At 68.1% G+C, this 20,257-nt stretch carries 14 protein-coding genes; 9 read left to right on the top strand and 5 right to left on the bottom strand.

Annotated features, from left to right (window positions below; all coding sequences use genetic code 11):
* Nucleotides 1–33: 33 nt before the first annotated feature.
* Nucleotides 34–2,073, top strand: coding sequence for a TonB-dependent receptor (locus Q9Q95_RS18750; RefSeq protein WP_306098677.1), 2,040 nt, complete (start codon nt 34–36; stop codon nt 2,071–2,073).
* Between the two features lie 100 nt (nt 2,074–2,173).
* Here the strand turns inward: Q9Q95_RS18750 and Q9Q95_RS18745 are convergent, their stop codons facing one another.
* Nucleotides 2,174–3,268 (bottom strand): glycosyltransferase, encoded by a 1,095-nt coding sequence (locus Q9Q95_RS18745; protein ID WP_306098676.1) that lies wholly within the window; start codon nt 3,266–3,268, stop codon nt 2,174–2,176.
* A 191-nt stretch (nt 3,269–3,459) separates the two neighbouring features.
* Here Q9Q95_RS18745 and Q9Q95_RS18740 point away from each other — a divergent pair, with 191 nt between their 5' ends.
* The 3 genes from Q9Q95_RS18740 to Q9Q95_RS18730 are packed head-to-tail and all read left to right on the top strand — an operon-like array spanning nt 3,460 to nt 6,109.
* Complete coding sequence (locus Q9Q95_RS18740) at nt 3,460–4,386, top strand: hypothetical protein (protein ID WP_306098675.1); 927 nt, start codon at nt 3,460–3,462, stop codon at nt 4,384–4,386.
* Nucleotides 4,383–4,895: a DUF2141 domain-containing protein gene (locus Q9Q95_RS18735; protein ID WP_306098674.1), complete on the top strand. Its 513-nt coding sequence runs from the start codon at nt 4,383–4,385 to the stop codon at nt 4,893–4,895. The genes Q9Q95_RS18740 and Q9Q95_RS18735 overlap by 4 nt, the downstream gene beginning before the upstream one ends.
* An 11-nt stretch (nt 4,896–4,906) precedes the next feature.
* The gene (locus tag Q9Q95_RS18730; protein WP_306098673.1) at nt 4,907–6,109 is read left to right on the top strand and encodes a glycosyltransferase; all 1,203 of its coding nucleotides are present in this window, start codon (nt 4,907–4,909) and stop codon (nt 6,107–6,109) included.
* Here Q9Q95_RS18730 and Q9Q95_RS18725 read toward each other — a convergent pair.
* On the bottom strand, nt 6,043–7,572 hold the full coding sequence (locus Q9Q95_RS18725) for a glycosyltransferase family 39 protein (RefSeq protein WP_306098672.1): 1,530 nt from the start codon (nt 7,570–7,572) through the stop codon (nt 6,043–6,045). The two genes, Q9Q95_RS18730 and Q9Q95_RS18725, sit on opposite strands and share 67 nt — an antisense overlap.
* A 185-nt stretch (nt 7,573–7,757) precedes the next feature.
* On the opposite strand from Q9Q95_RS18725, the gene Q9Q95_RS18720 reads away from it, so the two are divergent.
* Entirely contained in the window at nt 7,758–9,371 is a 1,614-nt protein-coding gene (locus tag Q9Q95_RS18720; RefSeq protein ID WP_306098671.1) for an alkaline phosphatase, read from the top strand.
* A gap of 236 nt (nt 9,372–9,607) precedes the next feature.
* On the opposite strand, the gene pepN is transcribed toward Q9Q95_RS18720, so the two are convergent.
* On the bottom strand, nt 9,608–12,196 hold the full coding sequence (pepN, locus tag Q9Q95_RS18715) for an aminopeptidase N (RefSeq protein WP_306098752.1): 2,589 nt from the start codon (nt 12,194–12,196) through the stop codon (nt 9,608–9,610).
* A 111-nt stretch (nt 12,197–12,307) separates the two neighbouring features.
* Between pepN and Q9Q95_RS18710 the strand changes: the two genes are divergently transcribed.
* From Q9Q95_RS18710 to Q9Q95_RS18695, 4 genes are all read left to right on the top strand, one after another.
* The gene (locus tag Q9Q95_RS18710; protein ID WP_306098670.1) at nt 12,308–13,993 is read left to right on the top strand and encodes a M28 family metallopeptidase; all 1,686 of its coding nucleotides are present in this window, start codon (nt 12,308–12,310) and stop codon (nt 13,991–13,993) included.
* Nucleotides 13,994–14,156: 163 nt separating this feature from the next.
* Nucleotides 14,157–15,764 carry a M28 family metallopeptidase gene (locus Q9Q95_RS18705; RefSeq protein WP_306098669.1) on the top strand — a complete coding sequence of 536 codons (1,608 nt, stop codon included), beginning with the start codon at nt 14,157–14,159 and terminating at the stop codon, nt 15,762–15,764.
* 53 nt (nt 15,765–15,817) lie between these two features.
* The gene (locus Q9Q95_RS18700; RefSeq protein WP_306098668.1) at nt 15,818–17,404 is read left to right on the top strand and encodes a M20/M25/M40 family metallo-hydrolase; all 1,587 of its coding nucleotides are present in this window, start codon (nt 15,818–15,820) and stop codon (nt 17,402–17,404) included.
* A 114-nt stretch (nt 17,405–17,518) separates the two neighbouring features.
* A complete protein-coding gene (locus Q9Q95_RS18695) occupies nt 17,519–18,358 on the top strand; it encodes an NAD(P)-dependent oxidoreductase (protein ID WP_306098667.1) in 840 nt (279 codons plus the stop codon).
* Here the strand turns inward: Q9Q95_RS18695 and Q9Q95_RS18690 are convergent.
* Nucleotides 18,268–19,185, bottom strand: coding sequence for a DMT family transporter (locus Q9Q95_RS18690; protein WP_306098666.1), 918 nt, complete (start codon nt 19,183–19,185; stop codon nt 18,268–18,270). The genes Q9Q95_RS18695 and Q9Q95_RS18690 overlap by 91 nt on opposite strands.
* A 49-nt stretch (nt 19,186–19,234) precedes the next feature.
* Nucleotides 19,235–20,236 carry a low specificity L-threonine aldolase gene (locus Q9Q95_RS18685; protein WP_306098665.1) on the bottom strand — a complete coding sequence of 334 codons (1,002 nt, stop codon included), beginning with the start codon at nt 20,234–20,236 and terminating at the stop codon, nt 19,235–19,237.
* Nucleotides 20,237–20,257: the final 21 nt, after the last annotated feature.

Raw genomic sequence — 20,257 nt, 5'->3', positions numbered from 1 at the left:
CCCCGGCACTTCGGCCGGGGTGACGGACTGTGGATGGCGATCGGCTCGCTCCTTGTCGCCGCCCCCGCTTTTGCCCAGACCGACCCCAACGAAATCATCGTCACCGGCCGCGGGCTCGACGCGCCGCCGGGGGAGGCTGCGTACGACGTGGTCGTGATTCCCCGCGAGCGCCTGACCGCCACTGCGAGCAACCGGCTCGAAGACGCGCTGCGCGACGCCGCCGGCGTCGCGCAGTTTCGCCGCTCCGATTCGCGCTCGGCGCATCCGACCAGCCAGGGGGTGACTCTGCGCGGCCTCGGCGGCAACGCATCGAGCCGCGCTCTGGTCATGCTCGACGGCGTACCGCAGACCGACCCGTTCGGCGGCTGGGTGGCGTTTCCGGCCTATCTGCCCGAACGCCTCGCCGCGGTCCGCATCACCCGTGGCGGCGGCAGCGGCTATGCCGGGCCCGGCGCGCTCGCCGGCACGATCGACCTGACCAGCGGGTCGCCCGAAAATCTCGGTCCGCTCCAGTTGCGCGCCGCCTATGGCAGCCGCGACAGCATGGACGCCACTGCCCTCGCCTCGGCCAAACTCGGCGGCGGCTTCGTCACGGTCGCCGGCCAATATGCCCGCGGCGACGGTTTCATTCCCGTGGTCGCAGAGGATCGCGGTCCCGCCGATCGTGCCGCGCCCTATGAGCAAGCTAGCCTTGCGTTGCGTGGCGTCGTGGATCTTGGCGGCGGCGCCGAGCTCCAGACCAATGTTTCCGGCTTCACCGACCTGCGCGATCGCGGCGTGGATTTCACCCGCGTCGCCAGCGACGGCGCCGATGCCAGTATCCGGATCGTCAAGAACGGTGGCTGGGGCTGGTCGGCGCTGGCCTATCTGCAGACCCGCCAGTTCGCGAGCGGCTTCGCCAGCGTCAATGATACGCGGACCGCCGCATCGCCGACGCTCGACCAATATAATGTTCCCGCCACCGGCATGGGCGGCCGCGTCGAGATCGCTCCCCCGATCGGCGGCGGCATCACGCTTCGGCTGGGCAGCGATGTGCGACACGTCTCGGGACGAACCCGGGAACTGTACACCTTCGTCGCCGGCACCCCGACACGCCGCCGCGTCGCCGGCGGCGAGAGCGCCACCTTGGGCGGTTTCTTCGATGCGAGCTACGAAGCCGGCGCGCTGACCCTCAACGCCGGCGGGCGGCTCGATCGCTGGACGATCACCGATGGCTCGCTGGTCGAGCGGCCGCTTGCCGGCGGTGCCGCGCTCACCGACCTTGCTTTCGCCGACCGCAGCGGCACCGAGGCGACCGGTCGGGTCGGCCTTGCCTTCGCCGCAGGCCAAGTCACCTTGCGGACGGCGGCCTATCGCGGCTGGCGGCTGCCGACGCTCAACGAACTCTACCGACCGTTCCGCGTCGGCGCCGATGCCACCGCCGCCAACGCCGCGCTCGATCCCGAGCGGCTGACCGGCGCCGAGATCGGGCTCGACTGGCGCCTCGCCCCGGCGCTGACCCTGCGCGCCACTGGCTATTGGAACCGGCTCGACGATGCGATCGCCAATGTGACGCTCGCCAACGGCCCCGGGGCCTTCCCCGGCGTCGGCTTCGTCTCGGCGGCGGGAGTCTATCGCCAGCGTCAAAATCTCGATGCAGTCGAGGCGCGCGGAGTCGAGCTCGACGGCAGGTTCGAGGCGGGACCGGTCAGCCTGTCGGCGTCTTATGCCTTTGCCGATTCGCGGGTGCACGCATCGGGCGTGGCGGCAGCGCTCGACGGGCTTCGCCCCGCACAGACCGCACAGCACCAGGCCTCGGCGACGCTGGCATGGCATCGCGGCGATCGCGGCGCATCGCTCACCGCGCGCTACGCCTCGCCGCAGTTCGAGGACGACCAGAACAGCCGCGAACTCGCCGACGCGCTTACCTTCGACGCCGTGGCGGCCCTGCCGCTGACCCGCAGCCTCGTCGCCGAAGCGCGGGCCGAGAACCTCACCGATGCGCGCGTCGAAGCGGGGATCAGCGGGCCCGGCGTGGTGGAGCGCGCCACCCCGCGCACGCTCTGGCTGGGATTGCGGTATCGATTGCGCTGAGGCGGGAGAGCCGCAGTGCTCCTGCGAAAGCAGGAGCCCCAGGCGCGCAAGCGCACCGCCCGTGACTCGGGGCTCCTGCTTCCGCAGGAGCACAACGCCTTCAAGGTTGGCGCTCGGCAAGCAGCCGGTCGAACAACGCCAGATACTCCGCGATCGGATCGCCCGTCGCCCCCACCGGCGCCGGCCGGGCGCGTCCGGGCGCGAGCCAATGGTCGAGTGCCGCGACCAGCGCATCCGCATCCTCGCGCGCGATCACCGTGCCCAGCGCAGGCCCCGTCACGATCTCGCGCACCGCGACGCTCGATTCGGTCGAAACCACCGGCGTCCCCACCGACAACGCCTCGCGCAGCACCCCCGGCACCCCTTCATAGTCCGAAGTCAGCACCGCCAGCGCCGCCCCCGCCAGCGCCGGCAGCGGGTCGCCGGCATGGCCCGGCATCGACACGCGCGCGCCGAGCCCCCGCGCTGCCACCTGCGCCTCCAGCGCACCGCGCACGCTGCCCTCGCCAAGGATCAGCAGCTTGATCTCCTGGTCGGCCAGCCGCGGCAGCGCGGCGATCAGTCGATCCCAGCGCTTCTGCGGCTCGAGCCGGCCCACCCCGACGATATAGCGCCCCTCGGGTAGCGGCACCGGCGCCGCGTCGAGGCGCGGCAAGGCGGGCGGGTTGGCGATCACGCTCACCCGCTCGGCCGGCACGTGCATCTCGGCGATCGCTTCGGCCGCCATCGCGGGGGTCATCGCGACGACATGATCGAGAAAGTGCGGGTGGAGCCGCAGCCAGCGGCGATAGGCCCAGGCTTCCAGGCCGCCCTGCTCGGGACGGACCAAAGCGTTCGACACCTTGGCGACGATCGGCGGAGCGGCGCGCCCCAGCCGCAGCCGGGTCAGCGCCGCGATCGCGCTATAATGATTGCCCGGGCAGAAGATCAGGTCGGGCGCCGCCTGCCGAACTTGTCCGGCGAGCCCGAACAGCGCCGAATAGCGCGCATCGCCGAGATGGATCAGCTCCGCGCCTTGCGGGATTTCCGCGGCCAGCGGGCCCGCGTCACTGCCGAGCACCAGCGTCACCCGCCGGCCGGCGCGCAGCCAGCCCTCGGTCATGCGCAGCAACGCACGTTCCACCCCGCCGCCCTGCATCGTCTGGGCGTAGCTGAGGATGTGTCGTGCGGTTTCGGAATAGGTGCGGTGCAACATCTGCCCTTGCGGTTTGCCATCCTTAGGCCCAAATCGCCCCCGCAATAAACCGCATTCTGCTGTCAATCCGCCATCTCCGCACGGGCGCGCATTTCGGGGAGGCGATGCAAGACGCGGAAACAAAGTGATATTTGTTTTACGTGTCTGCAGCGGAACATGACCCAGTGAATGAACCAGCAGTGGAGGCTTCGGTGAACACCAGCGCTGTCGAAGCCCCGTTGTCGGGCGCGCCCGACCTTGCCGGGCTCGAACCCGTCGAAAAGATCCGCCGCCGCTGGCCGATGCTGCTCGGCGGCGCGCTCACCTTGCTGATGATCGGCGCGCTCGCGCACGAATTGTTCGATTCGGGGCTCGCCGGGCTGTCGCGGCGGCTGCCGACCAGCCCGTTCTTTTATCTCGCCTTCGCGCTTTATTATCTCGGCCCGCCGACTTTCGACTACATCATCTTCAAGCGGCTGTGGAACATCCCGCTGGCGGGAATGGCCGCGCTGCATAAGAAGCGCATCTCGAACGAAGTCCTGATCGGCTATTCGGGCGAGGCCTATTTCTACGCCTGGGCGCGCCAGCGCACCCAGATGGTCGCGGCCCCGTTCGGCGCGGTCAAGGACGTGACGATCTTGTCGGCGATCGCCGGCAACATGGTCACCCTGGCGATGATCCTGCTCGCCGCGCCGTTCGGCATGGGCCTGCTCACCCATGTCCAGCAGAATTGGGTGTGGGGCTCGATCGCGATCATCGTCGCCACCTCCTTGCCGTTCATGATCTTCTCGCGGCGGGTGTTCTCGCTGCCGCGCGGCACCTTGTGGTGGATCTTCGGCGTCCATTGCGCGCGCATCCTGACCGGCTCGTTCCTGATCGCGGTCGCGTGGCATTTCGCGCTTCCGCAGGTCTCGGTCGGCTTCTGGCTGTTGATGGCCGCCGGCCGCCTGCTCGTCTGGCGCCTGCCTCTGGTCCCCAACAAGGAAGTCGCCTTCGCGACGATCGCCGGCGTGGTGATCGGGCAAGGCGAAGCCCTTTCCGAATTGATGGCGCTGATCGCGGCGCTGACCCTGCTCGCCCATGTCGCACTGATCGCGGGCTTCAGCGCGCACGCATTGATCACGAGGAACAAGCAATGATCCGCCCCGCTCTTCTCTCCCTCGCGCTCGCCGCGCTGGCGCTGCCCGGCGCCGCCCGCGCGCAGGACCCGCTCGACGGCTCGTGCGCGCACGGCGTCGGCCCCAAGCTCTACGTCAACGTCACCGGGCTCAAGGATCGCGGCGGCCGGCTCAAGCTTGAAATCTATCCGGGCAACGAAGCCGATTTCCTCAAGGACGATCGCACGATCAAGGCCGAGGGCAAGCAGATGCGCCGCATCTGGGCGCCCACCCCCGCCTCGGGCCCGGTCACCTTGTGCATCCGCGCGCCGAGCGCCGGGCAATGGGCGTTGCTGTTCACCCATGACCGCGACGGCAAGAACAAGTTCAATTTCTGGCAGGACGGCGCCGGCTTTCCGAGCAACCAGCGGCTCGGCCGCAGCCGCCCCAAGGTGCGTCAGGCTCTGGTCAACGTTCCCGCCAATGGCGGCCAGATCACCGTGCGCGCGCAGTATCTGAAGGGTCTCGGCGGCTTCGGCCCATTGGACTGAGGAGGCGGAGCATGCGCATCGTCGACGTCAACGAATTCTATTCGCCCACCGGCGGCGGGGTGCGCACCTATATCGATCGCAAGATCGGCATCATGGCCGATATGGGCCATGAGCTGACCGTCATCGCTCCCGCGCTCGAGGACGGTGTCGAGGATCGCCCGGGCGGCGGCCGTATCCTCTGGGTCAAGTCGCCGGCCCTGGTGCTCGACCGCAATTACTGCATCTTCGTCAAGGACGAGCCGGTGTGGAAGCTGCTCGACCAGCTCCAGCCCGACATCCTCGAATGCAGCTCGCCCTGGCTCCCCGCCTGGACCGTGGCGAGGTGGAAGGGCCCATCGCTCAAGGTGTTCTTCGCGCATGGCGACCAGATCGGCGCCTATCCGCAGCGCTGGCTCGACAGCGTCGCCTCGCCCATCCAGGTCGAGAACGCCTTCGCCTGGTACACGCGCTACATGAACCGCTTCCTCGGCCATTACGACGCGCTCGTCACCAACGGCCCCGCGCTCGCCAAGCGCTTCCGCCGTCGCGGCATGACCGTCGATGCGTCGATGCCGCTCGGGATCGAGCGCAGCTGGTTCTCGCCCGATCTGCGCGACGAGAAATTGCGCGTCGCCCTGCTCGAGCAATGCGGCCTGCCGCCCGAGGGGCATCTGCTGCTCGGGCTCGGCCGCCACCACAAGGAAAAGCGCTGGCCTTTGGTGATCGACGCGGTCGAGGCGGCGGCGACCGATCTGCCGGTCGGGCTGATCCTGATCGGCGACGGCCCCGAGCGCCGCAAGCTCGAGGACCGCATCGCCGGCAGCCCGCACATCCGCATCTTCCGCCCGGTCTATGACCGCGTCCGCCTGTCGCGGATCATGGCGAGCTGCGACGCCCTGATCCACGGCTCGGATGCCGAGCCGTTCGGGCTGGTCGCGTCGGAGGCATTGGCCTCGGGGCTGCCGCTGGTCGGCCCCGACGAAGGCGGTTTCGCCGAGATCGCCGATCCCCTGTTCGCCGAGACCTATACCGCGCGCGATGCGCTGTCGGCCGCCGATGCGATCCGCCGGATGTTCGCGCGCGAGCCGGCGATCCTGCGCGCCGCCGCCAGGGTCGCCGCAGGCAAGGTGCGCAGCGACCGCGACCACACGGTCGAGCTGATGCGCTATTATGAAGGGCTTCTCGCGGCGCGGCGCGGCGACGCGACGCCGGCCGTGCTGCCCGGCGCGGCGTAGACCTCCAGCAGCGTCTTGCCGAGCGGGTAGCGTCCGCGCGAGGCATAGCCGCCCGCGGTCAGCCGATCCGCCACCAGCCGCCGCGATTCCATGCGCTCGCCGGAAAATGCAGGCCCCATCACGACGATCTCCGGCCGCTGGTCGAAGATCCGGCCGATCTCGGTCAACTGATCGACTCCGACCGCACCATTCTCGCGCTCGCGCGTCAGATGGCTGGGATAGACCCACGGGCTCAGCGCGCAGCGCCCGGTGTGCGAATAGAGGCTCGAATTGCCCGAATAGACGTACAGGCATCCCGGACCGCGGCCGATCGCCTCGGCCAGGGTCTCGAGCTGCTCCGCGTCGCCGCGATGCCACTTCGCGCTCCATACGGTGATCTCGCCGCCCACGCCGGCGACCAGCAATAGCAGCGGCGCGACGATCCTCCGGCCCGCTGCCACGCTGCCGAGATACCCGGCGCAGCACAGGCAGGCCGGCAGCATCACCGGCAGCGCATAATGGTTGAACCACGTCCCGAACACGATCAGCCCGAACACCGATGCGATCAGCCAGCCGAAATAGAGCGCACGGATCGGCCGCTCGCCTTCGTCGCTGGTCGGAACGTGCCGCGAAAGCCCGCTGACGACCAGCAGCGGGGCGAGGATCAGCGCCACCTTGAGGAAGTTGCCGAGCAGCTCCAGCGCCGGATCGCTGTTGCGGTCGAGGATCGAGCCGAGATTGGCGTAGAACCACGCATAGCCGTGCCCGATCGCGGCATAGACTCCCCAGGCGAGGAAGGTCGGCACCATCGCCACCGCGATCAGCTCGACTCCGAACCACCCGATCCGCACCTTCGCGCGCCCGAGCCGATGCTCGCGCCAGAGCAGCCACAGCCCGAGGAACATGCCCTCGAACAGCACCGAATATTTGACCTGCAGCGCCACGCCGATCAGCGCCATCGCGCCGATCGCGCGCGCCCTGCGCAGCCGGGTGTTCGCTGCCGAGGCGCCGCACGGCACCGCGAGAATCATCGCCGCGGCGGTAAGCAGATTGTAGAATACCGGCGCCTGCCCGCTCTGGCCGTCGCCGAAGCCGAGCATGAACAGATAGAGCAGCCCCGCGACCAGCCCGCCTTTGCCCCAGCCGCCGCGCTCGGCCAGCCGCGCGATCAGCAGCGCCGTGACCACCACGCTGGCCAGCGCCATCGTCTGATAGGCCCAGAGCCCGATTACCGGCCCGAACGCCGCCGCCGGCAGATAGATCAGGAACAGCCCGATCGGCTTGCGGTCCCAGATGTCGACATAAGGCAGCGCGCCCTCGAGCATCCGTTGCGCGGTCAGGAAATAGAATTCCTCGTCGACATGCACCACCGGATTGCCGAACGCGACCGCGCGCACGGCGATCGCGGCGACCAGCAGGATCGACCAATGCGGCAGCGCCTCGAGGGCAGCGGCAAGTGAAGGCAGCCGCGGTTCGCGTGCCATCGCCACGGCGCGCTCCTCTGCCATCAGCTAAGAATGACCCGCCCGGCTGCGGTTGCACACACGTGCATGCGAAATTCCAGTTATTTGCGAACGACCTCGCCGCTGCTTAGCCGCGCACCGGCGCGCTGTCACGAACCCGCCAAGTTTCGCGTACAGGCTTTGCGACGAAGGGGACCCTCCACGCCATGAACATCGATCGCCGCCACCTGCTGCTGACCGGCACCTTCGGGCTCGCCGCACTGTCGATCCCCGGCTTCGCGCTGGGCCAGCCGAGCAGCGGCTTCACCCATTCGGTCGCCAGCGGCGAGCCCGGCCCCGACACGATGTTGCTGTGGACGCGCTACGTGCCAAAGGAAGGCGGCCCCGCGAAACTGCGCGCCGAAGTCTCGTCCACCGAGGATTTCGCGCGCATCCTGAGCGGCGGCGAGCTGACCACCGGCCCCTGGCGCGACCATACCGCCAAGATCACCGTGCAGGGTCTCGCCCCCGGAACGCGCTATTTCTACCGCTTCGTCGCCCCCGACGGCAGTTTTTCGCCCGTCGGCCGGACGCAAACCCTGCCCGAAGGCGATGTCCGCCGCTTCGGCATCGCGATCTTCTCCTGCTCGAACCTGCCCTTCGGCTATTTCAACGCCTATGCCCATGCCGCCGCGCGCAGCGACATCGACCTGTGGGTCCATCTCGGCGACTATCTCTACGAATATGCCAAAGGCGGCTACGCGCCCGAAAGCGGTGCGGTCGACGGGCGCTGGCCTGAGCCGGTGAGCGAAATGGTCCATCTCGCCGATTATCGCCTGCGCTATGCCAGCTATCGCGCCGATCTCGATCTGCAGGCGCTCCACCGCCTCAAGCCGATGCTCGTCCAGATGGACGATCACGAATCGACCAACAATTCGCGCGAGGCCGGCGCGCAGAACCATCAGCCCGAATTCGAAGGCCTGTGGAGCACCCGCAAGGCCGCGGCGCTGCAGGCGTTCAAGGAATGGATGCCGGTTTCGGAAACGCCTTGGGGCAGCTACGACATCGGCGGACTGGCGACCTTGTTCCGCACCGAGACCCGGCTGATCGCGCGCAGCGAGGAGCTCGGGGTCGGGGCGCTCTTCCGCACGGCGAACCCCGCCGCCGCGCTCGCCGAATTCCGCGACGGGGCATTGCAGGATCCGACCCGGACGATGCTCGGCAGCGAGCAGGAAGTGTGGCTCGCCCATGCGATGGCGCGTTCGGTGCGCAGCGGCCGCAAATGGCAGGTCGCGCAATTCGGCACGATCATGGGCAAATTGCGCCGGCCCGAACAATCTCTGGAATGGCTCAAACCCGATGCGTCCGACAGCGCACGTCAATCGGCGCGCAACAGCGTGCTCGCCAGCAAGATCGGCATCCCCGCCGATCTCGACGGCTGGGGCGGCTTCCCCGCCAGCCGCACGCGCTTCCTCGGCGCGGCGCAGGCGGCCGGCGCCAATCTGCTCGTCCTGTGCGGCGACAGCCACAATGCCTGGGCATTCGATCTCGCCCGGGACGGCAAGCCCGCCGGAGTCGAGTTTGCCGGGCACAGCGTCACTTCGCCGGGTCAGGAAGGCGGCAACGCGACCGATCCCAAAGTGATCGCCGCCGCGTTGATCGCGACCAACCCCGAGCTCAAATGGTGCGACACCAGCCGCCGCGGCTATATGGCGCTGACCCTGACTCCCGAGCGCGCCTCGAACGACTGGGTGTTCATGGACACGATCCTGACGCGGAATCCCGCAGCGCGGGTGGGCCATACCGCGGTGGTGCAGCGCGGTCGGAATGTGATGGCCTAGCCGTCATCCCGGCGAAAGCCGGGATCTCAAGCGAAGGCGCAATCCGAAACCAATCAATCCGTCACCCCGGACTTGTTCCGGGGTCCACCGGGCCAAGCCGGGCTGTCGGAGAGGTCAGGGTAAGAGTCGAGTCGAATGGACCCGTGGAGGAGTGGACCCCGGAACAAGTCCGGGGTGACGACGGGTGCAGTGCGCCCTTCTTACTTCTTGTGGGGATGCGCCTTCCAACCAAACGCTCAATCCAGCGACTTCGACGCCTGTTCGAACATGTCCTTGCTCAACCCCGGCGTCGCCACGATCCGCTCGAGTTCGGCGCGCATCTTCGCGGCGCGACCCTCGTCGAAGCGCTTCCAGCGGCCGAGCGGCGGGACCAGCTTGGCGGCGGTCTGCGGGTTCAACTTGTCGAGCGCGATCAACTGGTCCGCGACGAAGCGATAGCCGCGCCCCGACACATGGTGAAAGGCGCGCTGGTTGACGCTGAACGCGCCGATCAGCGAACGCGCGCGATTGGGGTTGGAGAGCGTGAAGTCCGGATGCGCGGCCAGCCGCTCGACGGCCTCGGCGGTATCCTCGCGGGTCGACAGCGCCTGCGCCTGGAACCATTTGTCGAGCACGAGGCCATTGCCCTGATAGCGCCGGTAGAATGCCTCGAGCGCCGCCTCGCGCAGCGGCGAGGCGCCGTTGACCAAGGTGGTCATCCCACCCTGCCGGTCGGTCATATTGTCGGCATTGCTGAACTGGTCGAACGCCAGCTGATCGGCGTCCGCGGCCCCGCTCGCGGCGATATAGCCGAGCGAAACCGTCTTGAGCCGCCGCGCACCCTTGGCGGCGGGCGAATATTCGAAACGGTTGGCGAGGCTGCCTTCATAGGCCGCGCGCCATTCGGTCGCGAGCGCCTTGCCCAGATCCTGCCGCAGCGCCTCGCGGGCGCGGAAGATCGCCTCGGGCTCGACCACCGCCATCTGGTCGCCGATGAAGCTGTCCGACGGCAGCAGCACCGCCTCGGCGACGAACGCCCGGTCGAGCGCCGCGTCGCGCAGCGTGTTGCGTACCGCCTCGATCGCCGCCGCGTGATCGGCGGTGCCGTTGGTGACCGATGCCACCAACGTGTCGAGCATCAATTGCTGCATCGCCTCGTAGCGCGCGAACGGATCGTCGTCGTGCGCCGACAGGAAAGCGAGGTCCTTCGCGGTGCGATTGGTCTCGACCACGATCGGCGCGGAAAAGCCGCGATTGATCGACAGAACCGGCGTCTCGGACAAATTCTCGAACAGCAGCTCCTGCGTCTCGTCCTTGAGCAGGATGAGTTGCTCTTCGCACATCGCCCGTCCGGTGAACCCGCCGAACAGCTTGAGCTTCAACGGCAGGACCATCGGCTCCTTGACCGGCTGGCCCGGAGTCGGCGGAACCAGCTGGCGCATCGTCAGCCGGGCGCGGCCGCCTTCCTGCGCGAGCGTCGCCGAGACCCGCGGGGTGCCGGCCTGGCTGTACCAGCGGCGGAACTGGGTCAGATCGACTCCGCCGGCCTGCTCCATGCACTGGACGAAATCTTCGCAGGTCGCGGCGGTGCCGTCGAAGCGATCGAAATAGAGGTCGGTCGCGGCGCGGAATTTCTGCGGCCCGAGGATCGTCGCCATCATCCTTATGACTTCGGCGCCCTTGTTGTAGATCGTCGCGGTATAGAAGTTCGAGATCTCGATATATTCGTCGGGGCGCACCGGATGCGCGAGCGGGCCGGCATCCTCGGGGAATTGCGACGCGCGCAGCCCGCGCACGTCCTCGATCCGCTTCACCGCGGCGCTGCCCTGGTCGGCCGAGAAGCTCTGATCGCGAAAGACGGTGAAGCCCTCTTTCAGCGAGAGCTGGAACCAGTCGCGGCAAGTGACGCGGTTGCCCGACCAATTATGGAAATATTCGTGCGCGACCACCGCGGCGATCGCGTCGTAATCATAATCGGTCGCGGTATCGGGGTCCGCCAGGATGTAGCGGCTGTTGAAGACGTTGAGGCCCTTATTCTCCATCGCCCCGAAATTGAAATCGTCGACCGCGACGATGTTGAAAACGTCGAGATCATATTCGCGGCCATAGACCTTCTCGTCCCACGCCATGCTCAGCCTGAGCGCGTGGAGCGCGTGATCGGTCTTGGCCAGATCGGGGGCGCGGACCCAGATGCCGAGCTGCACGTCGCGCCCCGACATGGTCGTGAAATTGCCCCGGTTGGCGACGAGGTCGCCCGCGACGAGCGCGAACAGATAGCTCGGCTTGGGGAAGGGATCGTGCCATTCGGCCCAGTGCCGCCCGCCTTCGAGATCGCCCTTGGCGATCGGGTCGCCGTTCGCCAGCAGCACCGGGAAGCGAACCTTGTCGGCGGTCAGCTTGACCTTGTAGCGGCTGAGCACGTCGGGCCGATCGGGGAAGAAGGTGATCCGGCGGAAGCCCTCGGCCTCGCACTGGGTGCACAGCATGCCGCCCGACGCATAGAGCCCCTGCAACTGGGTGTTGCGCTCGGGCGCGATCTCGACCTCGGTCTCGATCGTGTGCGCCGCACCGCTCAGCGGCACGACGAGGTTGGGGCCGTCCATCGTCCAGCCCGCCACCTCGACACCGTCGACCTTGACGCTGAGCGCAGTCAGCCCGTCGCCGTCCAGCCGCAGCGGACGATCGTGCGTCCCGTTGCGCTCGACCCACAAGGTCGTGCGCACCCGCGTCGCGGCGGGATCGAGATCGAAGTCGAGCGCAATCTCGGGAACGCGCCAATCGGGTTCGCGGTAATCGTCGCGGCGCGTCACATGGGGCGCCTGGGTTGCGGTCTGAGCGTCTGCCATCATGCTCCGCGATATAGGATCGGCCCCCATGGCCGCCACAACAAACTGTCCGCTTGCCTATCGGTTGCGCGCTGCTACCGATAAGCCATTCCAGACTTTCAGGGATTTTGCATGTTTCGACTGATTGCGCCGCTCGGCCTGATCGCGCTGACCGCCGCTCCGGCGCCGGCGCAGCAGGCTCCGGCCCCCACGCCCGCGCCGACTCCCGCCCAGACCAACGCCCTGCTCAACGCCGAGCTCCCCGCCGATCAGGCGGCGCTCAAGAGCCATATCCTGTTCCTCGCCTCGGATCAGCTGCGCGGGCGCGAGGCGGGCAGCCCCGAATATGACATCGCCGCGCAATATGTCGCGTCGCAATTCTATGCGCAGGGTCTGCGCCCCGCCGGGGATGACGGTTCGTATCTCCAGAAGGTGCCGCTGATCAGCTACAAGCCTGCCGACAAGGGCAGCATGACGCTCACCCGCAAGGGCGGTCAGCCGGTCAGCCTCGTCTTCGGCACCGACTATGTTCCCGCCGGCAACCCCGACAAGACCGCCTTTCAGCTCAGTGCGCCGCTGGTGTTCGTCGGCTATGGCATCGCCGGGCTCGGCCGCGACGATTACAAGGGCGTCGACGTCAGGGGCAAGATCGTCGCCTTTTTCGGCGGCGCACCGTCCAAATTCCCCGCCGAGGAACGCGCGCATTTCAGCAGCGCCGCCACCAAGGCCGAGATCGCGATGCGGAAGGGCGCAATCGGCTACATCACCCTCGAATCGCCGCGCACCGGGCGGGGCAATTATCCCTTCGGTTCGTTCGCGGCCAATTGGGACCGTCCGCGCGTCACCTGGGCCGAGGCCGATGGCAGCGGCCATCTCCCGACGCCGACCGCCCCCGGGCTCGGCATGCTGAGCACCGCCACCGCGGCGAAACTGTTCGACGGCGCCAGGGTCAGATGGGCGACCGTCGCCAGGCTCGCCGAGGACGACAACGCGACCTTCAAGGCGATCCAGCTGCCGGTCACGCTGTCGGTGACGCTCAACACCGCCAACACCGCGATCACCAGCTACAATGTCGCCGGCATGCTGCCCGGCAGCGACCCGGCGATCGGCAAGGAAGTCGTCGTGCTCTCGGCGCATCTCGACCATGTCGGCGTCGGCAAGGCCGATGCGAAGGGCGACACGATCTATAACGGCGCGATGGACAATGCCGTCGGGATCGCCTCGCTGATCGAGGAGGCGAAGCGCTTCAAGACCTCGGGCAAGCCGCCGCGCCGCTCGATCCTTTTCCTCGCGGTCACTGCCGAGGAGAAGGGCCTGGTCGGCGCCGACTATTTCGCGCACAACCCGACCGTGCCGAAGGAAAACCTCGTCGCCGACGTCAATCTCGACATGCCGATCCTCACCTACAAGTTCGAGGACGTCACCCCGTTCGGCGCGGCGCATTCTACTCTCGGCGAGATCGTCCAGCGCGCCGCGGCGCAGATCGGCGTCGGCATGGGCGGCGATCCGCGCCCCGACGAGGCGTTCTTCGTCCGCTCGGACCATTATCGCTTCGTCCAGCAGGGCATCCCCTCGGTGTTCCTGTGGCCGGGCGAGAAGGGCCCCGGCAAGGCGGCGACCGAGGCGTTCCTCCGCACCCATTATCACCAGCCGTCGGACGATCTGGTCCAGCAGCCCATGATCGACTGGGAATCGGGTGCGCGCTTCGTCGACGTCAATTATCGCATCGCCCGCGAGATCGCCGATGCCGATCAGCAGCCGATGTGGAAGAAAGGCGATTTCTTCGGCACCCTGTTCGGCGGACCGATGGAGAAGTGACCTGAAATAAGCCCCTCCTTGCAAGGGAGGGGTTCGGGGTGGGTGCGCGGCGCAGCCGCGCTCCTTGCTCCGCAATCGGGCGGCAGCCGGGGCATCGAGCCCCGGCTGCCGCGACCCCACCCCAGCCCCTCCCTTGCAGGGAGGGGAGCTCGGAGCCACCGCGTTGCGCAAGTCCTCGATCCTCCTCCCTCTCCTCTTCGCCACCCCCGCGATCGCGCAGGAGCTGACGCCGCCGGAAGCCGCGCTAAAGGCGCATGTCGCCTTCCTCGCCTCGGACGCGATGCGCGGCCGCGATACCGGCTCGCCCGAGCTGGCGATCGCCGAGCAATATGTCGCCGCGCAGATGCTCGCCGCGGGGCTCGCGCCCGGCGCGCCCAATGGCGCGTGGCTCCAGCCGGTGCCTTTGGTCTCGTTCAAGGGCGCCGATCACGGTACGTTGACGCTCGCTCGCGGCGCGACGGCGACTCCGCTCGAATGGGGCAAGGACTTCGTCGCCCGCTCGAACGCCCGCGAGGCGAAGCTCGCGCTGTCGGCACCGGTGGTGTTCGCCGGCTATGGCGTCACCGATCGCGCCACCGGCCATGACGATTACAAGGGCCTCGACGTGAAGGGGAAGATCGTCGCGATCCTGCGCGACGCCCCGCATGCGCTCCAGAGCGAAGTCCGTGCGCATCTCGGCCAGCCCGAGGAGCAGGCGAAGAATGCCGCCGAACATGGCGCGATCGGGGTGATCCTGATCGAAGGGACCACCCGCCACGCGATCTTCCCGTTCGAGGCGAGCATCGGCTATTGGAACAGTTCGGCAATGACCTGGGCCGATCCCGATGGGCGCGCGCATCTGGAGGGGCCGAGCGCCCCCGCTTTCGCGTATCTGAGCATGGCCGGCGCCGAGAAGCTGTTCGCTGGCGCGAAGCTCAAATGGTCCGAAATCCTCGCCGCCGACAAGGCCGGCAAGAAGCTCCCCACCGGCCCGCTCGGCGTCACCGCGCAAGGCACCGCCAACACCGAGATCAAGACGCTCGGCGCCAACAATGTCGTCGGCCTGCTCGAAGGCTCGAATCCCGCGCTCAAGAACGAATATGTCGTGATCTCCGCCCATCTCGACCATGTCGGCGTGGGCAAGCCCGACGCGAGGGGCGACACGATCTACAACGGCGCGATGGACAATGCCGTCGGCACCGCGGCGATGCTCGAAGTCGCCAGGGCGTTCGTCGCATCCGGCAAGCGCCCGCGCCGTTCGATCCTGTTCGTCGCGGTCACCGCCGAGGAAAAGGGGCTCGTCGGCTCGGACTATTTCGCCGCCAACCCGACCGTGCCCAAGGGCAGCATCGTCGCCGACGTCAATCTCGACATGCCGGTGCTGACCTACAGGTTCGAGGATCTGGTGGTCTACGGCGCCGATCGCACCAGCATCGGGCCGACGGTCGCGGCGGTCGCCAGGGCCGAAGGGCTCGCGCTCACTCCCGATCCCGCGCCCGAGCAGGCCAGCTTCGTGCGTTCGGACCATTACAGCTTCGTCCGCGCCGGCATTCCCGCGGTGTCGCTCGAGCCCGGCCCCGCCGGCCCGGGCAAGGCGGCGATCGACGCCTTCGGCGAGAAGCATTACCACCAGCCTTCGGACGAAATCGGCTTGATCGATTTCGGCCAGGGCGTTCGCTTCGTGAAGCTCAATTATGCCATCGCCCGCGCGCTGGCGGATGCCGATCAGCGTCCGTTATGGAACAAGGGCGATTTCTTCGGAACGCTGTACGGCGGTCCGGGCGCGAAATGACCCGCGGACGCGCCTCCTCCTTCGTCTCCCCCTCCCTGAAAGGGAGGGGGATCATGCTTGCCGCCCTGCTGTGCGCCTCCCCCGCAGGTGCGCAGCAACTCCCGCCCGAACAGGCGGCGCTCAAGGCGCATGTCCAGTTCCTTGCCGACGATTCGCTGCGCGGACGCGAGGCGGGAACGCATGCCTATGACGTGGCCGCAGAATATGTCGCGGCGCAGATGCTCGCGACGGGGCTGAAGCCCGGCGCCCAGGGCAATTGGTTCCAGCCGGTCGGGCTCGCCACCTACAAGCCCGCCGAAAAGGCGAAATGGACGCTCATTCGCGGCGGTGCGATCCCGCTCCAGTTCGGGATCGATTTCGTCAATCTGGGCGTGCCGGCGACGCCGGAATTCCGGGCCTCGGGCGGGGTGGTTTTCGCCGGCTACGGCCTCGTCTATCCCGAGGGCAAGCGCGACGATTATCGCGGGCTCGACGTGCGCGGCAAGATCGTCGCACTCTATGCCGGGGTCCCCGCCGGGCTTCCCGACGAAGTCGCCGCGCATCTCGGCGACGACGACCAAAAGGCCCGGCTTGCCGAGGCGCGCGGCGCCAAGGCCGTGATCATCCTCGAATCGCTCGAGCGCCGCGGCGAATTCCCGCTCGAGGCGATGGCGCCCTATTACGATTATGAGCGCACCACATGGATCGGCCACGACGGCAAGGCGCACATGATCGCCCCGGGCGCGCCGGTGGTCGGCTATGTCGGGCAGGCCGGCGCCGAGAAATTGTTCGCCGGATCGCGGATCAAGTGGCGTGACGTGCTCGCCGCCGAACGCCGCGGCACCCGTCTCCCCACCGGCCCCCTGGTCGGCACGCTCGCGCTCGCGGCGAAGACCGAGGTCCGCGCCAGCCGCAGCAGCAACGTCGTCGGGCTGCTCGAGGGGTCCGATCCGGCGCTGCGCGGCGAGTATCTCGTGCTCACTGCGCATCTCGATCATGTCGGCATCGGCGAACCCGAGAAAGGCGACGCCATCTATAACGGCGCGATGGACAATGCCGTCGGCGTCGGAACCATGCTCGAGGTCGCGCGCGCTTTTCGGGCATCGGGCAAGCCGCCGCGCCGGTCGATCCTGTTCGTCGCGGTCACCGCCGAGGAAAAGGGGCTGGTCGGATCGAGCTATTTCGCCGCGCATCCCGGGGTACCGCGGGGCAGCCTGATCGCCGACATCAATCTCGACATGCCGATCCTCACTTTCGCGATGCAGGATATCGTCGTGCTCGGCGGCGAGCGCTCGAGCCTCGGCGCGGTCTATGCCACTGCGGCGGCCGCCGAGGGATTGAAGGTCGTGCCCGATCCCGCGCCCGAGGAGATGTTCTTCGTCCGCTCGGATCATTACAGCTTCGTCCAGGCGGGGATCCCCGCGGTATCGATCGACACCGGCCCAGGCGGCCCGGGCGCGGCGGCGCAGCAGGCCTTCCTCGCCAATCACTACCACAAGCCCTCGGACGATCTGGCGTTGCCGATCGACTGGGCCGCCGCCGTGAAGTTCACCCGCGTGAACTATGCCGCCGCGCGCGCGATCGCCGACGCCGATGCGCGGCCGGGCTGGATGAAGGGCGATTTCTTCGGGACGCGCTTCGGTGGCACCGGCGCGCGCTAGGCTTCAGCAAGCGAGCGAGCAGTGCGCCTGCGAAAGCAGGAGCCCAGGGCCCAAAGGGATTTGCTCGCGATCCTGGGCTCCTGCTCTCGCAGGAGCACGAGCACGAGCAGCCATATGCACCTGCTGATCTTCGGCCTCGGCTATACCGGCAGCGCGCTGGCCCGGCACCTCGCCCCCGGCGGCTGGCGGATCGCCGCAGTGACTCGCGACGGCCGCGGCGACAGCATCGCCTTCGCCGACAGGGAGCGGGTCGGCTTCGAGATCGCCCACGCCAGCCATATCGTCTCGACGGTCGCGCCCGACGGAGTGGATCCGGTCCTCGCCGCCTTCGGTGGGCAGCTCGCCGCGGCGCGCGGCTGGCTCGGCTATCTCTCCTCGACCGGCGTCTATGGCGACGCAAACGGCGCGTGGGTCGACGAAGCCGCGCCGACCGGCACCGGCCGCCGCACCGCGCGCGCCGAAGCCGATGCGGCGTGGCTGGCGCTCGGCGCCCGCGTCTTCCGGCTGCCGGGCATCTACGGCCCCGGCCGCTCGCCGCTCGACAGGGCGTTGCACGGCGCGGCGCGGCGGATCCACGTCCCCGGGCAGGTGTTCAGTCGCATCCATCTCGACGACATCGTTGCCGGCGTGACCGCAGGGTTCGATGCCCCCAGGGGCGCGTACAACCTCGCCGACGATCTGCCCGCGCCGCAGAGCGACGTGGTCGCTTATGCCTGCGCATTGCTCGGCATCGCCCCGCCGCCGCTGGTACCGCTGGAGCAGGCCGATCTCGGCCCGCAGGCACGGGCTTTCTATTCGGAGAATCGCCGTGTCGCGAATTTGAAGGCAAAGCGCGTGCTGCGCTGGCGCCCGCTTTTCCCCGATTACCGGTTGGGCCTGCGCGCCTTGAGTGCCAGCACCAGCCCGATCAGCACCAGCACCGCCCCCGCCACCGCCAGCAGCGACCAGCGATAGCCCTCGTAGAGCGTCGAGAGCAGCATCGCGATCACCGGGATCAGCACGCTGGTATAGGCCGCCTTGGCCGGGCCGATCGTGCGGATCAGCTGGAAATAGATGGTGAAGGCCAGCGCCGATCCGAGCGCCCCGAGATACAGCGTCCCCAACACATAGCCCCAGCGCATCTCGATCACCGGCGGGCCGACGGTCGTCCAGGCGAAAACGGCGTCGATCGCCGCGCCGCTCAGCATCGCCCAGCCGAGGATCGTCGCCATCGGATATGCCTTGGCGGTCTTCGTCGCCTGCATGACATTGGCGACCGAGGCCGAGAGCACGCCGAGCAAGGCGATCCCGATCCCGATCAATGCCGCTTCGGGCCCGGCGTCGCTCAGCCGCGCCTCGTGGAGGAACAGCAACGCCACGCCGGCCATCGCCACCGCCGATCCGATCAGCAGCTGGCGTCCCATCAATTGCCCGAGAAACACCCGCGCGAGGATCGCGTTGGGCACCAGCAGCAGCGCATAGACGATTGCCACCACGCCCGACGTGATGTGCTGCTCGGCGCGGTAGACGAAGTTGAAGTTGAGCACGAACTGCGCGAATCCGAGCGCGACGGCAAAGCCCCAGCCGCGCGCATCGAGCTTGAGCGAATCGCCCCGGACCAGCCCCCAGCCGAGGATCACGATTCCTGCAACGACGAAGCGGTAGCTCACCGACCAGCTCGGCGGCACCACCGAGAGCTGGTCGCGGATCACGATCCACGTCGATCCCCAGATCAGCGTGACGACGAGGAAGGGGATCAGGATCGAGAGGCGGGCGGATTGCGGCGGTGGCTGGTCCGACATCAATTCCTCCCCGAGCTGGTCTCGGGAAGGAATTGGGTGACACCCATCCTCACAACCGTCCGATCGCATCGGCAAGCGGCCGGATCGCTTCCGCGCTCTGGTCCCACGACGTCACCAGCCGCACTTCGCCCGGCGCCCAGTCGTAGAAATCGAAGCCGAGCGCGCGCAGCGAAGCGGCCTCTTCCGGGCTGACCTTGAGGAACACCTCGTTCGCCTCGACCGGATGGACCAGCCGATCGCCCGCCGCCTCCGCCAACAGCGCTGCGCCCGCATTCGCCGCATGCGCATTGGCCAGCCACAAATCGCCCTCCAGCATCGCGAGCAGCTGCGCCGCGAGGTATCGGCCCTTCGACAGCAGCAGCCCCGCACGCTTGCGCCGATACGATGTCGCCTCGGCGAGCTCGGGCCTGAAGAAGACCAATGCCTCGGCGCTCATCCCGCCATTCTTGACGAAGCCGAAGCTCAGTACATCGACTCCGGCGCGCCACGTCACTTCGCCAGGCGTGCAGCCGAGATGCGCGACCGCATTTGCAAAGCGCGCGCCGTCCATATGCAGAGCCAGTCCGCGCGCCTTGGCCGCGTCGCCGATCGCGGCGACCTGATCGGGGGTATAGACCAGCCCATATTCGGTGGCGTTGGTGATCGAGATCGCGTGCGGCTGGACCCAGTGGACGCCCGTCTGGACGCGATCGAGCACCGCCGTCACGCTCTCGGGAGTCAGCTTCGCGCCCGGCCCCTCGGCGAGGGCGAGCTTGGCGCCATGGGTGTAGAATTCGGGCGCGCCGCATTCGTCGTTCTGGATGTGCGCGTCGCGGTGGCAGACCACGCTGCCGTGCGGGGGGCACAAGGCCGCCAGCGCCAATGCGTTCGCCGCCGTCCCCGAAGGCACCCACAATGCCCGCACCGGGGTTTCGAAGAGGTCCGAGAAGGCGCCGTCGAGCTGCTGCGACCAGCGATCGCCGTCATAAGCGGTGTCGAGCACGTTCACGCGCGCCAGCGCCTCGAGCACCTGGCTGCAGACCGGGGCGGCATTGTCCGAGAAGAAGCGCATGCCCCGACCCTTGCGAGGCCG

The sequence above is a fragment of the Sphingomonas sp. DG1-23 genome, from assembly GCF_030730875.1.
Lineage (GTDB): Bacteria > Pseudomonadota > Alphaproteobacteria > Sphingomonadales > Sphingomonadaceae > Sphingomonas.
Note: the sequence above shows the minus strand (reverse complement) of the source record. Positions and strands in the feature narration are given on the sequence as shown.